We start from the raw sequence: 16628 nt of genomic DNA on the forward strand, positions 1-16628 counted from the left end.
TCAACGTGAAGAACTGGATGACACAGGAGGAGGCGTGCGCTGCGCTCGGCGTGCGCAAGCAGACGCTATACGCCTATGTCAGCCGCGGTCAGATCGAGGTGCGCTGGGACCCGGATCACATCAGCCGCAAGCTGTATCGCGCGTCGGATATTTCGATGCTGATGAAAAAGCGCGACCTCGGGCGCGCGCGCAAGAACATCGCGGCGAGCACGATGGCGTGGGGCGAGCCGATCATCAATACGCATATCTCGACCATCGTTCGTGGCAGGCTGTATTACCGCGGCAAGGACGCGATTCAAATGGCCGCGACCGCGACGCTGGAGGAAGCCGCGCAACTGTTGTGGGACTCGGCCGAAGGGCCCCGCTTTCCGGCTTCCCAACAGGTCAGGATGGAAGGTTCCGCAAGAGCGCGTGTCTTTGCCGCAATGAGCATGGCGGCGGCTGAGGGCGGATCGGTTCATGCGCCGAACGTCGAGCGCCTGCATGAGGACGCGGCCGGATTGGTCGGCCATCTCGCAAGTGCTTTTGTCGGGCTCGATTCGGACGAGGGGCCGCTGCATTTGCGCATCGCTCGTGCATGGCGGGATGAGCGGCACGCGGAGCTTTTGCGCCGCACGCTCGTGCTGCTCGCGGATCAGGAACTGACCAGCTCGTCGTTTGCTGCGCGTGTTGCTGCGTCGACGGGGGCGTCGCTTGGTGCGTGCATGATGGCGGGACTTGCTGCGTTCTCCGGGCCGCTGCACGGCGACGCGATTACACGGGTGTATGCGCTGATCGACGATGCGCGCGATTCGGGAGCCGAGCAGACCGTGCGACGCCGGCTCGCCGATAACAAGTCGTTACCCGGTTTTGGACATGAGCTTTACCCGCAAGGCGATCCGCGAGCAGCCTGTCTGCTGTCGACGTTAGCGCCTTCGCAAACCACGAGCGAGCTGATCGCTTGCGTGGACAGCTTGACGGGCATGCAGCCCACTATCGATATTGCGCTTGCCGTACTCGTCGAGCATTGCGAGCTGCAAAGGGACGCGGCCTTCGCGCTGTTCGCGATCGCAAGAAGCGTAGGCTGGGCTGCGCACTCGATCGAACAGATGACGAGCGGCAGCCTGTTGCGTCCTCGCGCGCACTATATCGGGCCTCCCGTCGCCGAAGGAGACGACCTCGAAGCCTGAGCCACACGCCGTCCCTACCAGCGCAGCAGCTTCGGCCCCAGCCACGCGCCGATGCACGCGGGTAGCAACATCCCGATCGCGTACCACACGCTCCAGAACGCCGGGCTCATCTCCGGGCAATGCAGGCAATACACGATCGTCGCAGTGGAACTCGCAAGCAGCCCGGCGACGGCGCCCGCGAGCCGCAACTGCGTCGGCGCAAGCGATTTGACGGCCCAGAACACGGCAGGAAACGTCGGCACCGAAAGCAACACGATGTTGAACGGGCACGTGCGCCACGTATGACCGAGCACGATCGGCAAGCGCGTGCCGGGCGCCGCACTGTCGAGCACCATCATGCTCGCGATCCACACCGCGACAAACGGCAACGCGATGATCGCCCACGAATAGCCGGCGCGCGCGCCCGGTCGGCCGAGCCGCATCACGGCGAGCATCGCGCCCACCGCGATCGCGAGCGGATACGCCATCTTCGCCCAGAAGATCGTGGTGCGCGCGACGCTGCCCAGATCGTGCCGCACGCCGAACACCACGCTCATCAGGATCAGCGAGCCCAACGCGCCGAGCAGCAGCGCTTTGGTGAAGCGGCGCGCCACGGCGCCGCGCTCGATACGCGTCACCTGGTTCGACAGGAGGCCAATGAGGTCGTCGGTCTTCATCGCAGCCCCCGAATGAGCGCGGACAGCGCCTTGAGACCCCTGTGTACGCCGACCTTCACAGCCGATTCGGACAGACCCGTGATGCGCGCCGTCTCCGTCACCGACAGGCCTTCGAGCTTCATATGAACGATGGGCAGCCGCTGCTTGTCGGGCAGATGTTCGAGCAGCTTGCCGATGTCGTGGCGCGCCTGAGCGGGTTCGTCGTCGGTGTCGGCGAGCAGCTCGGCGTAGTCGTCGAGCGGATCGTTGAGGGATTCGCGGCGTGCGCGCGAGCGGAAGAAATCCATCAGCTTGTAGCGGGCGATCGCGTGCAGCCACGCAGTCAGCGGTTCGTCCGGACGATAGGTGTGACGCGCGTTATGCACCGCGAGCAGAATCTCCTGGACGAGGTCTTCGACGTCGTCGCGATAGTGCGGAATGCGCCGGCGCAGAAAGCCGCGCAGGTGCCGCGTGAGTGCCTGCAAAAAGCTGCGATAAGCGTCGGCATCGCCGTCGAGACCGCGAACGAACAACGCTTTCAGGCGGCTTTCCGCTTCTTGCAACATGACTCCCTTATTGGCAGGACGGCGAGACGACGAGACATGCACGTGGCTCGCTGCCGCGGCGAGCGGGGCGCTGAGCTTCAGATCGAGCGTTTCGGCATAGCCGAAGCCGTGATGCGCCACTATAGCGCGGTCGTCGTCCATCGTCGTCACCCGCCTCCTTTACCGGGTTAATTCGTCGTTTCGAAGTTTCCGGTTACACCGTGCGCAAAATTTTTTGCGAGCGGAGTGAATTGCTCGAAAAAGCACGCGAGGCTGTAACCAATCCCGTGTCCCTGACGAATTGACGTGTATCAGACCGTCATGGTGATCGACATGGACACGATGAAAGCGACTCTCACTCCGGCGCCCGAAACCGCACCGCGCACCGCACCGATTCATCCGATCTGGCTGCGCATCACGCATTGGCTCAATGCGTTCGCCGCACTCGTGATGATGTTCTCGGGCTGGCGCATCTATGACGCGTCGCCGGTGTTTCCTCAAATCGTCATTCCGCCGTCGATTACCCTCGGCGGCTGGCTCGGCGGGGCGCTGCAATGGCACTTCGCGGCGATGTGGCTGCTGGTGTTCAACGGCATCGTGTATCTCGCGCTCAACATCGCGAGCGGGCGCCTCGTCGCGAAGTTCTTCCCGATCTCGCCACGCGCCGTGCTGCGCGACCTCATCGCCGCATTGAGCGGCAAGCTGTCTCACACGGATTTGCGCCAGTACAACGCGGTGCAGAAGCTCGCGTATCTCGTCGTCATCGTCGATCTCGTGGTGCTCGTGCTGTCGGGGCTCGCGATCTGGAAGTCGGTCCAGTTTCCGCTGTTGCGCGAGCTGATGGGCGGCTATGACAACGCGCGCATCGTTCACTTCTGCGCGATGGCCGTGATGGCGGCGTTCGTCGTCGTGCATGTCGCGATGGTTGCGCTCGTGCCGCGCTCGCTCCTGACCATGCTGCGCGGCCGCTGATTTCCGCCCGAGGACACGACATGAAGACCGACGACAAACCCATCATGAAGCTCGACCGCGCAGCGATTCTCGCGGATGCGCGCCGCGAACTGGACATGCCTTCGCGCCGTCTGTTCGGCAAGCGCCTGTTGACCCTGGGCGGCCTGTCGCTGCTCACAGGCTGCTCGATCACCGACGACAAATCGGTCAACGCATTTCTGACTGCGGTTTCACGGCTGAACGATCGCGCGCAGGCGTTCCTGTTCGATCCACACCAGCTCGCGCCGACCTATACCGAAGCACAACTCACGCGGCCCTTTCCGTTCAACGCGTTCTACGGCATCGACGATGTGCCTGAAGTGAACGGCAGCGACTATCGGCTGAAGGTGAGCGGTCTCGTGACGGGGCAACGCGTGTGGACACTGCCCGAGTTGTACGCGCTGCCGCACGCGGAGCAGATCACGCGGCATATCTGCGTGGAAGGGTGGAGCGCAATCGGACGCTGGGGCGGCACGCCGTTCGCGGAGTTCCTGCGCCGCGTCGGCGCGGATACGAGCGCGAAGTACGTCGGCTTTCGCTGCGCGGACGACTACTACGAAAGTGTCGATATGCCGACGGCGCTGCATCCGCAGACCTTGCTCACGTTCGAGTACGACGGCCAGCGTTTGCCCGCGAAATACGGCTATCCGATGAAGCTCCGGATGCCGACCAAGCTCGGCTACAAGAACCCGAAGCATATCGTCGAGATCTTCGTTACCAACACGTATCCCGGCGGCTATTGGGTCGATCAGGGCTACAACTGGTTTGGCGGTTCCTGAACGCAGTTCATGTTTTTCCGGTTCCGGTCATACCGGATACCAATTTCAACCCAGCAAGGAGATGAGCAATGAAACGACTGATGACGGCAGTGTTCGCAGCAGCGATGGCGTTGGGCACGACGGCTGCATTCGCACAGGCAAGCGGCGCGATGGCAAACGATGCGATGAGCAAAGACAGCATGTCGCACGACGCGATGAAAAAGGACAACATGTCCCACGATTCGATGAAGAAGAGCAACAAGATGAAGAAGCACGACGCGATGGGAATGGATCATCCCGCATCGGGCGCGATGTCGCAGTAAGCTGGCGCAACCGCACAAGCCGGGCGTGCATGCGCGCCCGGCTGATTTCATTTGGGCCGTTCAGGCCTGCGCCTGAAAAACCAGATTGAACGGTGTTTGCGTCGCGCGCCTGAAACGCGTGAAGCCGCCCGCAGTCACGACTTCTCTGAGCCGTGCTTCGCCCGCCTGCGCGCCGAGCGCTTTTCTACCTTCCTGCGACAACGACGCGCCCGTGCAGATCATCGTCGATGCCGAATAGAACACACGCCCTATCGGGTTGAGATTGTCTTCGAGCCGGTCGTTCGCGAAGGGTTCGACGATCATCCACGTGCCGCCCGGCTTCAGCGATTGCAATACGTGGGCCGCCGCGCCCGTCGGGTCACCCATGTCGTGCAGGCAATCGAAGAATGCGACGAGATCGTAGTCGCTTCCTGGGTATTGCTGCGCGCTCGCAATTTCAAACGTGACGCGCTCGCTGAGACCCGATTCATCGGCGAGTTCTCGTGCTCGCTGCACGGACGGTTCGTGATAGTCGAAGCCGACGAAGGTCGCGTCCGGATAGGCCTGCGCCATCAACATCGTCGATATGCCGTGGCCGCAGCCGACATCCGCGACTTTCGCGCCGCGTCCCTTGAGTATTGCTTCGACACCGATTAGCGCCGGTATCCATTCGTCGACCAGATGCGCCGCATAGCCGGGACGAAAGAACCGCTCGGTGCCCTTGAAGAGTGATGGATGATGCTGATGCCATCCGACGCCCAGCCCCGTGCGAAACGCGCCTTCGAGCTTCGGCAGGCTGCGGAACATCGCTTCGGCGCAGTCGACGAAACCGGGAATGAACGTCGGGCTGCCTTCTTCGGCGAAGCACATCGCCATTTCGTTTTCGAGCTGGTAGCGGGCGGTTTCGGCATCGTAACGGATGAAGCCCGATGCGGCCTGCGCCGCAAGCCATTCGCGCACGTATCGCTCAGCGAGGCCGGCGCGGTCGGCGACCTGTTCCGAGGTCATCCAGCCCTGTTCGGCCATCGCCTTGTACAGGCCGAGCCGGTCGCCCAGCGCGATCAGCGGCGCCGACGCAACCGCGCCGAACTCTCCAACCATGCGCGCCATGAAGTCCTGCACTTTCTGTTCGTCGTATTGCACGTGCCACCTCCGTGAAGAAGGCAGAATTGATATGACGAAAAGAGCGTCCCGTCGATGCTTGCGTTTCGCCGACTTCGCCCATGCCAAGTATAGATACTGAAAAGACAGATGAAAGGCAAAGACCATGTGACGGCGGGCGATTCGATCGTGTGTATGATCCGCGAACATCACCGTGTCTTCACCCATTCACCAGGACTTCAGATGAGTTCAAGCAGGCAGCCCAAACGCAACCTTCCGGGCAAACAGGATCTGGAAGCGATGTCGGTATTCCGTTACGAGCTGCGCAAGTTCTTGCGCGCGTCCGAGGAGATCGCCAACGCGGCGGGCATCACGACGCTGCAATATCAACTGCTGTTGCACGTGCGCGGTTTCGAGGGGCGGCAGTGGGCCACTGTCGGCGAACTGGCAGAGCGTCTGCAGGCCGCGCCGAACGGCACGGCGGCGCTCGTGTCGCGTTGCGAATCGGCCGGTCTCGTGACGCGCAAGCCCGACGCCGAAGATCGCCGCCAGGTGCAGGTGCATCTGACGCCGAAGGGCGAGCGCTGCCTGCTCAAGCTCGCAGCGGAGCACAAGGCGCACTACGGCTCATTTGGCTGGGTGTTCGGCGACACGGGCGAATAACCCTTTGCGCACGGGTTGTACGTGTCGAAACGGGAGATCGCGCATTTATGTCACAATGTGCCTTACTTTGATTTTGATCACGTTGACGCCCCGATGCGCATTCCAGTACTTCTCGACCGACGCGCGTTGCTGCGCGGCAGGCGGCTTTGGCTGCATTACGGCGTGTTCTGGCTCGGCGCGGTCGCGACAGGCCTTGTCGCCGTCATGTATGCGCGGCTGATCGATTTCGGCTACGACGCGTTTCTGCGCTATACGACGAAGTTCTGGTGGCTGCCGCTCGTGCTGACACCCGCAGTCGCGGCGCTCGGCGTCTGGATTACGCGGCGCTGCTTCGCGGGCGCTGAAGGCAGCGGCATTCCGCAAGTCATCGCGACGCTGCACGAAGGGCGCGACCTCGGCCCGCGTCTGCTGAATATGCGCATTCTGGTCGGCAAGATCGCCGTGTCGTTTCTGTCGATTCTCGGTGGATTCACCATTGGACGTGAGGGGCCGACCATCCACGTTGGCGCCGCGCTGATGTTCAGCCTGCGGCGCTTCTATCCGGCCCGCTTGCGCAGCCTTCGCGGCGTGGGTCTGGAGCGCAAACTCGCGCTGGCGGGCGCGGCTGCAGGGCTGTCTGCGGCATTTAATGCGCCGCTCGCGGGCGTCGTCTTCGCCATCGAAGAACTGACACGCAGCTTCGAAACGCGAACCAGCGGCGTCCTGATTACGGCGATCATCTTCGCGGGCATCGTCTCGCTAGGCTTGCAGGGCAACTACACGTACTTCGGCACGATCGACATCGACGGGCATTTTCCGGATCTACTCGTGGTTGCCGTCGTGATGCTGGGCGTCGTGACGGGCGTGGCGGGCGGCGCGTTCTGCTGGCTGCTGCTGAACACTGACCGCTGGATGCCCGCGCGGCTCGTGGCGTGGAGAAAGGAACATCCGGTTGCATTCGGCGCGGCGTGCGGCCTCTTCATTGCGGTGATCGGTGTGGCTGCGGGCGGTCACACGTTCGGCAGCGGCTACGCCGAAGCGCGCGGCATGCTAGAAGGCAATTCGCAGCTTGGCGCGAGTTATCCGTTGCTGAAGATGGCGTCGATGGTCGGGTCTTATCTGCCTGGCGCGCCGGGCGGGTTGTTTGCACCATCGCTGGCGATCGGCGCGGGCATCGGCAACGCGCTGCATCTCGTGTTCGGGCAAATGCAGCTGCCGATGCTGATCGCGCTCGGCATGGTCGGCTATCTTGCCGCAGTCACGCAAAGCCCGATCACCGCGTTCGTGATCGTGATCGAGATGATCAATGGACACGCGCTGGTGCTCTCGCTGATGGCGACCGCGCTCATTTCCAGCCAGGTGTCGAAGCTGTTTGCGCCACCGCTTTATGAAGCGCTGGCGCAGCGGTATCTCACGAAGCAGTGAGCGTCACTTGTCCGGCAGCGCATACGCGATCACATAGTCGCCGAGCTTCGTGCCGAACGACCCGTGTCCACCCGCAGCGATCACCACGTACTGCTTGCCGTTCGCCTCATAGGTCATCGGCGTGGCCTGGCCGCCAGCGGGTAGCCGCGCGCGCCATAGCTCCTCGCCGGTGTCGGTGCTGTAGGCGCGCAGATAGTTGTCGGCCGTCGCGCCGATGAAGAACACGTGGCCTGCCGTCGTCATCGGGCCGCCTAGCATCGGCATGCCCATCTTGAACGGCAGCGGAACGGGCGCGCTATCGCGAACCGTGCCGATGCGCTTCTTCCACACCACCTGGTTCGTCTTCAGATCGAGCGCGGCAACGTAGCCCCATGCGGGCTGCTTGCAAGGCAAGCCGATCGGCGACAGGAACGGGTTCAACTCCACGCCAAACGGCACGCCATATTGCGGCTGGATGCCCGCTTCCGTCCCCGTGCCGCCCTGGCCGTTCTCGGGCGGCTGAATCGGGTTGTGCGGCCCGCGCGCGACGAGCTTCGACACGAACGGCAGCGCGATCGGGTTGGCGATGGCGAGTTGCCGGTCGGTATCGACGGCGAGGCCGCCCCATTCGAACATGCCAAGATTGCCCGGAAAAACCAGCGTGCCGTTTTCGGACGGCGGCGTAAACGGTCCTTCGTAGCGCAACCGATGAAAGAGCACGCGGCACGCGAGCTGGTCGAACATCGTTGCGCCCCACATGTCGGCGCCCGACAGGTTCTTCGCGGGCCGGAAGGTCAGTTGCGAGTACGGCTGCGTCGGCGACACATGATCGCCTTCGGCCGCGCCTTGCGGCACGGGCTGCTCGGGCGCGGGCACGATCGGCGTGCCCGTGCGGCGATCCAGCACGAAGATGTTGCCCGTCTTCGCCGGCGCGTAGATCGCGGGCACGACATTGCCGTTGCGGTCGGTGATGTCGGCGATGGTTGGCTGCGCGGGCAGGTCCATGTCCCACAGATCGTGATGCACCGTCTGATAGAACCACGCGAGCTTGCCCGTCGATGCATTCAGCGCCAGCAAGCCGCTCGCGTAGCGCTCGTACAGCGGCGTGCGATCGCCGCCCCAGATGTCGGGCGTCTTCACGCCCATCGGCAGATAGACGAGGTCGAGTTTCGCGTCGTAGGCGGCGGGCGCCCACGAGTTGGGGGAATTGAACGTGAACGTGTGCTGGTCGTCGGGAATGACGTTCGGTGTGGCCGAGCCTGGATCGAACGCCCACACGAGCTTGCCCGTTTCGACGTCGAAGCCGCGTATCACGCCGGACGGCTCGCGCGTCGAATAGTTGTCCGTCACCGCTCCCGCCATGACGATGATCTTGTCGGTGACGATAGGCGGCGAGGTCGGTTCGTACTGCCCCACGGTCGTCACGGGTTGCAGATGCTGCAAGTCGAGGTCGCCGTTGTTGCCGAAGCCGGCGCAGCGCTGTCCCGTTGCGGCGTCGACTTCGAACAGATGGCCGTTGTTGACGGGCAGGATCACGCGGCGCGCGCACGCGGGTAATGCGCTTCGCGCGGCTTCGTCTTTTGCGGCGGCGGCAGCCGCTGTCTCGTGATACGACACGCCGCGGCAGGTCACGTGCTGGAAGCTCGGGTCGGTTTTCAGGCCCGGATCGAAGCGCCATTTTTCTTTGCCCGTCGCGGCGTCCAGTGCGAACAGGATCTGATGCGGCGAGCACAGATAAAGCATGTCGCCGACCTTGAGCGGTGTCACTTCGTCGGTGATCTCACCGGGATCGTTGGGGCCTTTCTTGTCGCCCGTCTGGAACGTCCACGCGACTTGCAGGTCCTTCGCGTTATCCTGGTTGATCTGCGTGAGCGGCGAATAGCGGGTGCCCGCTTGCGTGCGGCCGTATGCCGTCCAGTCGCCGGGGTTCGAGTCGGATTGCGTCGGCGACACGGCCGCGTTTTCCGCGACCTTGCCGTTGATCTCCTGCGGGTCGTTGATTGCCGCATACGCGAGCGCGACGCCCGTGAGAACGAGGCACGCCACGAGCGCAACGGCGCCGCCGCGCCGCGCGGACACATCGAACAGACGGAAGACGAACGGCAACAGCAGCCAGATGCCGAACAGAACGAGGATATCGGTGCGCGGCGCGAGCGCCCAGAAATCGAAACCCGCTTCGAAGACGGCCCATATCAGCGTGCCGATCAGCAACAGCGCATAGAGCGACAACGCGAGCCCGTTGCCGCGATAGATCAGCCATGCGACGGCGAGCAGAACGACGCCGGCCACGATGTAGTAAGGTGAGCCGCCTATCGTGACGAGCCAGATGCCGCCTATCAGCAGATACAGACCGGACAGCACGGCGAAGAGAACAGTCAGCCATGCGATGACGGGCGGCGACGTGTGCCTCGACGGGCCTTCAGAGGTGTTCGCTTTGCTCTCGTTGTTCATGCTGTCAGCCTCCTGTTCGTGCTTCACGGCGCGTTGCGCGTGCGATGCTCAACCTGTATCGCTTAGCAACATGCGGACCTGAACGTATGCGAAGTGAATCAGTGCGCAAGGCGATGCGTCGCATGCGCCCTGTTGACTCGACTTATCCTGCACCGTGTCGGGACGCATCGCAAGCAGACAGTGATTACACAAAACTTTCTGGAGGCGTGACGCGTGCGATTGCACGCGAACACATTCAGGCCGCGCTGAATTCGAGCGTGCGTGTGTCGATCGTCCTGATGACGCTTTCGCATGCAGGTGCGCCCGTCTTCAGATGGACGACGAGATCGTAGGTTGTCGAAGGGCGAGTGAGCATCAGGCAGGTGGACTCTGTGTTCGCGACACGCGTTGCATGCCAGACATTAGGCCGCATGCAAAGACCCTTGCCGACGGGAATCTCGAATGCGCGCAGCGAGTTGAGGTCCGGCTCGCCGTCTTCAAGCGACGTCGCGACGATATGCACGACGGGCGCCGTCAACGGCACGATGGCCTGCTGCGTCAAACGATGCAGTTCGAGCGCGGAGATCTCTGCGCCACGATTGCGGTACACGACCCAGAGTATTTCGGTTTCGCCCGGCGTGCCCGTATCGAACAGATGCTCGCGCCAGAAGTCCGACGCCGGACTGACGAACGCGGGCGCATCGCCGTCCGTGCGCACGGGCTTGCCGAGCATCCAGCCATACGGTTCACAGCGATTCGCTTCGAGCGGTTCGATCGGAATGGAAAGAGCGGTCAGCATGTCGGCGTACTCGTGTTGATGAATGGATCGGTCATGCATGCGAGATGGCGTCGTCCGATGGTGGGAACAGCGCGAACTCCGGCCCATGCTTCAGGCTGAAATCGAGCACGACGTTCAGCGCGAGCCGAGTGATCGACTCGGCAAGCAGACTGTCGGGCGTGCGCCGGTATGCGGCGACCAGCGGCAACGCGGGCACGCGATGCGTGACTTGCAGCAGTTGCAACTGGCCCGCTTCGAGTTCGCGCATCACGAACGCGGGCGGCAGCACGGCAATGCCGAATCCGTCGACCACGAGCCGGATGATCGCCGCCACCGATGAAAGACAATTGATCTGCACCTGCACGTCCCCGCTTGCCGCGAACAGGCCCGTCAGAAACTCATGCGGCGGCGAATGGCGCGCAAAACTGATCACGGGATACGCGGCCAGTTCTGTTTCGGTGAGCGCCTGCGCGGACAGATTGAGCGCAGGGCTCGCCATCCAGCGCATCGGAAGACTGCCGAGCGGGACATTCGTCATGTCCGCGCCGGCGACGCTCGTCGTCTGAAACGACACATCGATATGGCCGTTCGCCAGTTGCGCGGAGAGGTTCGCGGACGTGTCGCTGGTCAACTCGATCACGAGGTTCGGATACTCGTCGCGGATGCGCTTGAGCAGATCGGGCAGCCACGTATGTACGATCGATTCGATCGCGCCGAGCCGCAGCAGGCCCGACACCTTCGAGCGATCGCCGACGCTCGCGAGCATCGCCTGATTCAGCTTCAGCATCTGTTCGGCGAACGGCAGCGCTTTGCTGCCGTCCTGCGTGAGCGTCGCTTCCTTCGAGCCGCGCTCGAATAGCCGCACGCCGAGTTCCTGTTCGAGCGCGGAGATGCGGCTAGAAATGGCTGCCTGGGTTGCGTGCAGCCGTTCGGCCGTCAGCCGGAAGCTGCGCAGCCGCGCCAGCCAGACGAAGGTTTCCAGAAATCGCAGATTCATTCACAGCCCTGACGAGGCAAGCACGATTGGCTCAGTGTAGCGCCGCGTCCCGCCTTCGGTGACAAGAAAAATTTCAACCGCGCGACAACTTTAATTTGTTGGACACGCACGCACCGCGCGCCAAAACTTTGCAACAGATGCCCGTTGATGGAAGGGCAAACACCCTGTCAAACCAGAGGACGTTGCGATGAAGAAAGTGTCATGCGAAATCGAAGGCGGGCTGCATGTCGAAGTGAGCGCGAGCCGTCTCGTGATTGCGGGCTGGGCGGGACGCGACCATGCCGAGGTCGAGCATCATATTCGCGAGCTGGAAGCGATCGGCGTGCGCAGGCCGTCGAGCGTGCCATGCTTCTACGAGGTGGCGCCCGCCTTGCTGACGACGGCGGACGGCATCGAAGTGATCGGCGAGCATTCGTCGGGCGAAGTGGAAGTCGTGCTGATCCAGACGCAAGAGGATGGCTTGCTGGTCGGCATTGGCTCGGATCATACAGACCGCAAGGTCGAAGGCTATGACGTTGCCGTGTCGAAGCAGATGTGCGCGAAGCCGCTCGGCAAAACGCTGTGGCGCTATGCGGATGTGGCCGCGCATTGGGACGCGCTGATCGCGCGTAGCTGGCGTATCGATGCGAGCGGCGAGCGTATCCGTTATCAGGAAGGCACGCTTGCACGGCTGATGCATCCCGAGCCGCTGATCTGGCGCGCGTTCGGTTCGACGTCGATGATTCCCGAGACCGTGCTGTTCTGCGGCACGCAGCCCGTGCTCGGCGCGCTGACGCCTGCGGGCGCGTACGAACTGGAACTGCACGATCCTGTGCTTGGACGCAGCCTGCGGCATCGCTATAGCGTCGATGCGCTTGCGCATACGGAGTGATGGCGATGCGCACCATTCGTGAATCCGGCAAGGCGCTCGCGGCCAAAAAGCTCTCTGCAGGCGAACTGCTCGACGCGAGCCTCGCAGCTATCGACGCCGACCTCGCACGAGGCGGATCGACCTACACGCATATCGACCGGGTGGCGGCACGCGAAGCGGCCGCCAGCAGCGACGCGTTTCGCGAGCGCGGCTACGTGCCTTCCGCACTGGCAGGTGTGCCGGTTTCCGTGAAGGACCTGTTTGACATCAAAGGACAGGTGACGACAGCGGGCTCGCGGATACTGCGCGACGCGACGCCTGCCGTGCGCGACGCTGCCGCCGTTGCGCGTTTGCGCGAGGCGGGCGCGGTGTTTGTGGGCCGCACCAACATGAGCGAGTTTGCGTTCTCAGGGCTCGGGCTGAATCCGCACTATGGCACGCCGCTGAATCCTGCTCATGCAACGCGTCTTGCGGGCGGCTCCAGTTCAGGCGCGGCGGTGTCCGTCGCGCTCGGCCATGTGGCCGCCGCGCTCGGCACCGACACGGGTGGCTCGGTCCGCATTCCCGCCGCGTTCTGCGGACTGGTCGGCTTCAAGCCGACCGCGCGGCGCGTGCCGCTTGACGGCATCGTGCCGCTGTCGACGTCGTTCGATTCGATCGGGCCGATTGCGCACAGCGTCGACTGTTGCGCGCTGATCGACGGCATTGTCTCCGGACAAGCGCTCGACACGGCGCCGCGCCCGCTCGCAGGACTTCGGCTGGGCGTCACGTCAGACTACGTGGCCGACGATCTCGACGAGTCCGTCAGCACCGCGTTCAATCGCGCGATCGGCATGTTGCGGCGCGCGGGGGCGTCCGTGGAGCGCTTTGCGTTTCCCGAGTTGCATGAGGTCGCGGGCCGCTATCCGCTCGCGGGCATCACGGCGGCGCAGGCGTGGGCGTGGCATCGCGAGCACGTCGCGCGCGATGCCGATGGGTACGACCCGCGCGTGCTCAAGCGCCTGCGCACAGGAGAAGGGCGCAGCGCCGCCGACTATATCGACCTGCTCGCCGCGCGCGAGCGCTTCGTGCGCGACACGCGGACGCGTCTTGCGAGATTCGATGCGTGGCTGATGCCGACTGTCGCCATCGTTCCGCCTGCCATTGCGAGCGTCGAAAGCGACGACGATGCATTCTCGTCGACGAATGCGAAGGTGCTGCGCAATCCCGCTGTCGTGAACTTCATGGACGGCTGCGCGCTGACGCTGCCTTGCCATCGGGACGGCGAATTGCCCGTCGGCCTGTCGATCTGCGGGCCCGCGCTCGCCGATGCTTCGATTCTCGCGATAGCGCGCAGCGTTGAAGCGTTACTCACGCATAGCGAGACTGTCGTACACGCATAACGTTTGTTTATCGGCAGCAAAAAGAATTTCTCGTTGGACGCGCAATTACGGCGAACGAATACTGGATTTCAGGCGCGATGAAAACGTCGGCGCGCTTATTCAGCACCTTTACCGCATTCATGACCAAAGTGAGGCAGTCCGTGAATCAAACTTTTCGCTCATTAGCTGGTGTCGTTGCGCTGGCCGCCATTCAGACATCCGCGCATGCCGCCGATGCCACTCCCGCTGTCGTGCTGATCGGCCACGCGGCGCCGCTCACCGGGCAACTCGCGAACATGGGCAAGGACAGCGAGAACGCTGCGCGCCTCGCAGTCGATGAAATCAACAGTCAGCACCCTGTGATCGGCGGCAAGCCGGTACGTCTGCAACTGGACTCGCAGGACGATGCCGCCGACCCGCGCACGGGAACCCAGGTCGCACAGAAACTGGTCGACGAAGGCGTGGTGGCCGTGGTCGGCGACATCAATTCGGGCGTGTCGATTCCCGCGTCGCGCATCTATAGCGAAGCGCAAGTCGTGCAGATTTCGCAAGGCTCGACGAATCCTGCTTACACGCAACAGGGCTACAAGACGACGTTTCGCGTCGTGGCGACGGATGCATTGCAGGGACCTGCACTCGCGCGTTACGCGCTCAATTCGCTGCACGCGAAACGGATTGCCGTGATCGACGATTCGACGGCTTATGGACAGGGGCTTGCCGACGAGTTCGTGAAAGCGGCGAAGGCGAACGGCGGTACGATCGTCACGCGCGAAGCGACCAACGACAAGGCCACCGACTTCCGCGCGATCCTGACGAAGATCAAGGGGCTGCGGCCCGACGTCATCATGTATGGCGGTTCCGATGCGACGGCCGGACCGCTGGTGAAGCAGGCGGCGAATCTCGGCATGACGGCGAGCGTGCTCGGCGGCGACGGCGCATGCACGGACAAGATGGTGAGCCTTGCGGGCGACGCGATCGGCAACCTGGTGTGCTCCGAAGCGGGACTCGCGCTCTCGAAGATGCCCAAGGGGCAGGAGTTCGATCGTCGTTATACCGCGCGCTACAAGGTGCCCATCGATGCGTACGCGCCGTTTGCGTACGATGCCGTCTACGTTATTTACGACGCCATGAAGCGCGCCAATTCGACGGAGCGGGCCAAAGTTCTGGCTGCGATGCCCGTCACTCAGTATGACGGCGTGATCGGCAAAATCGCATTCGATATGCACGGCGATCTGAAGGACGCGGCCATTACGATTTATCAATTCAAGGACAAGAAGAAAACGGTAATGGATGTGATTCGAATGTGAGGTCGTATCCGCGCATTGCGCGGATACGAATTACCGTTTGAATTGCATTAGTTGATAGTTGATAAGAAATGACAGTAGCGGCGCGATGTGAGTCTGCTCTATTACTCGCGCTGTGGTGCTCGTCAGTACCGACGGCGCGACGGGATCGAAGGTTGAAGTACGACGAAAAGCACGGGCATTGCCTGCTCTCCTAACGTTTTCCTTTCATTTGTGCGCGGGAAATCTCCAGCCAATGCTCATGGTGAAGTGGGGCCACGGTGCGAATAGAAGCAAGTACTTTTGACTGTCTATCACTTCGCTTTCAATCGATCCCCTAAAGCACGCAAACGTTAGCGCGCATACAAGGCAAATACTACCGTCGCATAAATGCTGAAATCGGAGAGGTTCGAGTATTACGGCGAATTACATGTGATATCTTTCGGACCGTTCAAGGCATTTTTAGTTTGTCTGCCTATCTTGGCCATGACGGCCGCACGTCGAAGAGTGTCCGGTAGTCCGGCAAACAACAATTCATGCAAGTTCAAAACGCCCGTCGCTGGGCGCCTCGGGGGGCGCGGCGATGGCTTGCCGCGATTGCCGCGCTCTGTATTGCGAGTGGCGTGCGCCTTCTCCTGCATCCGCTGCTCGGTCCAGCGATGCCGGGCGCTGCGTTCTGCGTTGCGGCCGTCCTGATCGAGTACTACTTTGGCCTTGCGCCCGCGCTGACCATGATGCTGGCCGGCGTGTGCATCGGTGACTATCTGTTCGTCCCGCCTTACGCGATGTTTGGTTTCATCGACCGTTCCGATGTGCTGTTCGTCGTGTCGTACCCGATGGTTGCGCTCGTCTTCATTACGCTGGTTGAAAGGTTGAGGCGCGCGCAATTTCGCGCGGAACTGATCACGTCGGTCGCGCAGTCACGTTACGAGATGCTGCTGCGTCACGACAACGATCGCATGCTCGCGCGCCGCGCCGTCGATGAAACGCACCGGCTGCTGCGTCATCTGTCGCAACACAGAAAGTCGTTTGTGCTGATTCAGGCACTCGAGCGCATGCCTGCGTGGACCCACGGTACTGACGCTAGCAGCACGCGCGAGGCCGGGGCAAGTGTTCTTGCCGTTGCGCCGCCACCGGCGGAGATCGCACCGGGCCCTCGCTTCGACGATGTCGAACCCGAGGATATTCGCCGCTTGTCGAACGCACTGTGGCCGGGCTCGCATCGTGTGCGGCTGCGCGCGGGCGACGCCACCGCGATGCATGCATCGGCAGGCGTTCAAGGCGAGATGGGCGATAGCGCTGCGCAACTTGTCGATTGCATCTGCGAGCGCTTCACGACGCACGCGGGCGATTTCCTCGTGCTGCGCGTCGGCGAGTGACACA

General features: G+C 62.7%; 16 protein-coding genes. 10 read left to right on the forward strand and 6 right to left on the reverse strand.

Annotated elements, in window-relative coordinates; translation table 11 throughout:
• Positions 1-17: 17 nt before the first annotated feature.
• Complete coding sequence (locus tag BLT65_RS24510; RefSeq protein WP_091782258.1) at positions 18-1169, forward strand: citrate synthase family protein; 1152 nt, start codon at positions 18-20, stop codon at positions 1167-1169.
• Positions 1170-1183: 14 nt separating this feature from the next.
• Here the strand turns inward: BLT65_RS24510 and BLT65_RS24515 are convergent, their stop codons facing one another.
• Positions 1184-1825: a DUF1109 domain-containing protein gene (locus tag BLT65_RS24515; protein WP_042305659.1), complete on the reverse strand. Its 642-nt coding sequence runs from the start codon at positions 1823-1825 to the stop codon at positions 1184-1186.
• Positions 1822-2367, reverse strand: a complete 546-nt coding sequence (locus tag BLT65_RS24520; RefSeq protein ID WP_091782261.1) for a sigma-70 family RNA polymerase sigma factor — start codon at positions 2365-2367, stop codon at positions 1822-1824. Before BLT65_RS24520 ends, BLT65_RS24515 begins: the two co-directional genes overlap by 4 nt.
• Positions 2368-2682: 315 nt before the next feature.
• Between BLT65_RS24520 and BLT65_RS24525 the strand changes: the two genes are divergently transcribed.
• From BLT65_RS24525 to BLT65_RS24535, 3 genes are all read left to right on the forward strand, one after another.
• Positions 2683-3321, forward strand: coding sequence for a cytochrome b/b6 domain-containing protein (locus BLT65_RS24525; protein WP_091782264.1), 639 nt, complete (start codon positions 2683-2685; stop codon positions 3319-3321).
• 20 nt (positions 3322-3341) lie between these two features.
• Positions 3342-4118, forward strand: a complete 777-nt coding sequence (locus BLT65_RS24530) for a molybdopterin-dependent oxidoreductase (RefSeq protein ID WP_091782008.1) — start codon at positions 3342-3344, stop codon at positions 4116-4118.
• Positions 4119-4186: 68 nt separating this feature from the next.
• Entirely contained in the window at positions 4187-4420 is a 234-nt protein-coding gene (locus tag BLT65_RS24535; RefSeq protein ID WP_035992729.1) for a pentapeptide MXKDX repeat protein, read from the forward strand.
• A gap of 60 nt (positions 4421-4480) precedes the next feature.
• Here the strand turns inward: BLT65_RS24535 and BLT65_RS24540 are convergent, their stop codons facing one another.
• The gene (locus BLT65_RS24540) at positions 4481-5542 is read right to left on the reverse strand and encodes a class I SAM-dependent methyltransferase (RefSeq protein ID WP_091782011.1); all 1062 of its coding nucleotides are present in this window, start codon (positions 5540-5542) and stop codon (positions 4481-4483) included.
• 201 nt (positions 5543-5743) lie between these two features.
• Here BLT65_RS24540 and BLT65_RS24545 point away from each other — a divergent pair, with 201 nt between their 5' ends.
• Positions 5744-6163: a MarR family winged helix-turn-helix transcriptional regulator gene (locus tag BLT65_RS24545; RefSeq protein ID WP_042305730.1), complete on the forward strand. Its 420-nt coding sequence runs from the start codon at positions 5744-5746 to the stop codon at positions 6161-6163.
• Positions 6164-6256: 93 nt separating this feature from the next.
• Entirely contained in the window at positions 6257-7567 is a 1311-nt protein-coding gene (locus BLT65_RS24550) for a chloride channel protein (RefSeq protein ID WP_091782014.1), read from the forward strand.
• Between the two features lie 3 nt (positions 7568-7570).
• Here BLT65_RS24550 and BLT65_RS24555 read toward each other — a convergent pair whose 3' ends face one another.
• From BLT65_RS24555 to BLT65_RS24565, 3 genes are all read right to left on the reverse strand, one after another.
• Positions 7571-9997 (reverse strand): glucose/quinate/shikimate family membrane-bound PQQ-dependent dehydrogenase, encoded by a 2427-nt coding sequence (locus tag BLT65_RS24555; protein ID WP_091782017.1) that lies wholly within the window; start codon positions 9995-9997, stop codon positions 7571-7573.
• Between the two features lie 235 nt (positions 9998-10232).
• Positions 10233-10775, reverse strand: coding sequence for an ureidoglycolate lyase (locus BLT65_RS24560; protein WP_091782020.1), 543 nt, complete (start codon positions 10773-10775; stop codon positions 10233-10235).
• A 31-nt stretch (positions 10776-10806) separates the two neighbouring features.
• Positions 10807-11751, reverse strand: coding sequence for a LysR family transcriptional regulator (locus BLT65_RS24565; RefSeq protein ID WP_009771464.1), 945 nt, complete (start codon positions 11749-11751; stop codon positions 10807-10809).
• Positions 11752-11938: 187 nt separating this feature from the next.
• Between BLT65_RS24565 and BLT65_RS24570 the strand changes: the two genes are divergently transcribed.
• From BLT65_RS24570 to BLT65_RS24585, 4 genes are all read left to right on the forward strand, one after another.
• Positions 11939-12622, forward strand: a complete 684-nt coding sequence (locus BLT65_RS24570) for a DUF2848 domain-containing protein (protein WP_091782023.1) — start codon at positions 11939-11941, stop codon at positions 12620-12622.
• Positions 12623-12627: 5 nt separating this feature from the next.
• Complete coding sequence (locus tag BLT65_RS24575; RefSeq protein WP_091782267.1) at positions 12628-13983, forward strand: amidase; 1356 nt, start codon at positions 12628-12630, stop codon at positions 13981-13983.
• A gap of 119 nt (positions 13984-14102) precedes the next feature.
• A complete protein-coding gene (locus BLT65_RS24580) occupies positions 14103-15269 on the forward strand; it encodes a branched-chain amino acid ABC transporter substrate-binding protein (protein WP_397326776.1) in 1167 nt (388 codons plus the stop codon).
• Positions 15270-15781: 512 nt separating this feature from the next.
• A complete protein-coding gene (locus BLT65_RS24585) occupies positions 15782-16624 on the forward strand; it encodes a DUF4118 domain-containing protein (protein ID WP_091782029.1) in 843 nt (280 codons plus the stop codon).
• Positions 16625-16628 lie beyond the last annotated feature (4 nt).

Origin of the sequence: Paraburkholderia steynii (genome assembly GCF_900100565.1) — a bacterium.
Classification (GTDB): domain Bacteria; phylum Pseudomonadota; class Gammaproteobacteria; order Burkholderiales; family Burkholderiaceae; genus Paraburkholderia; species Paraburkholderia terrae.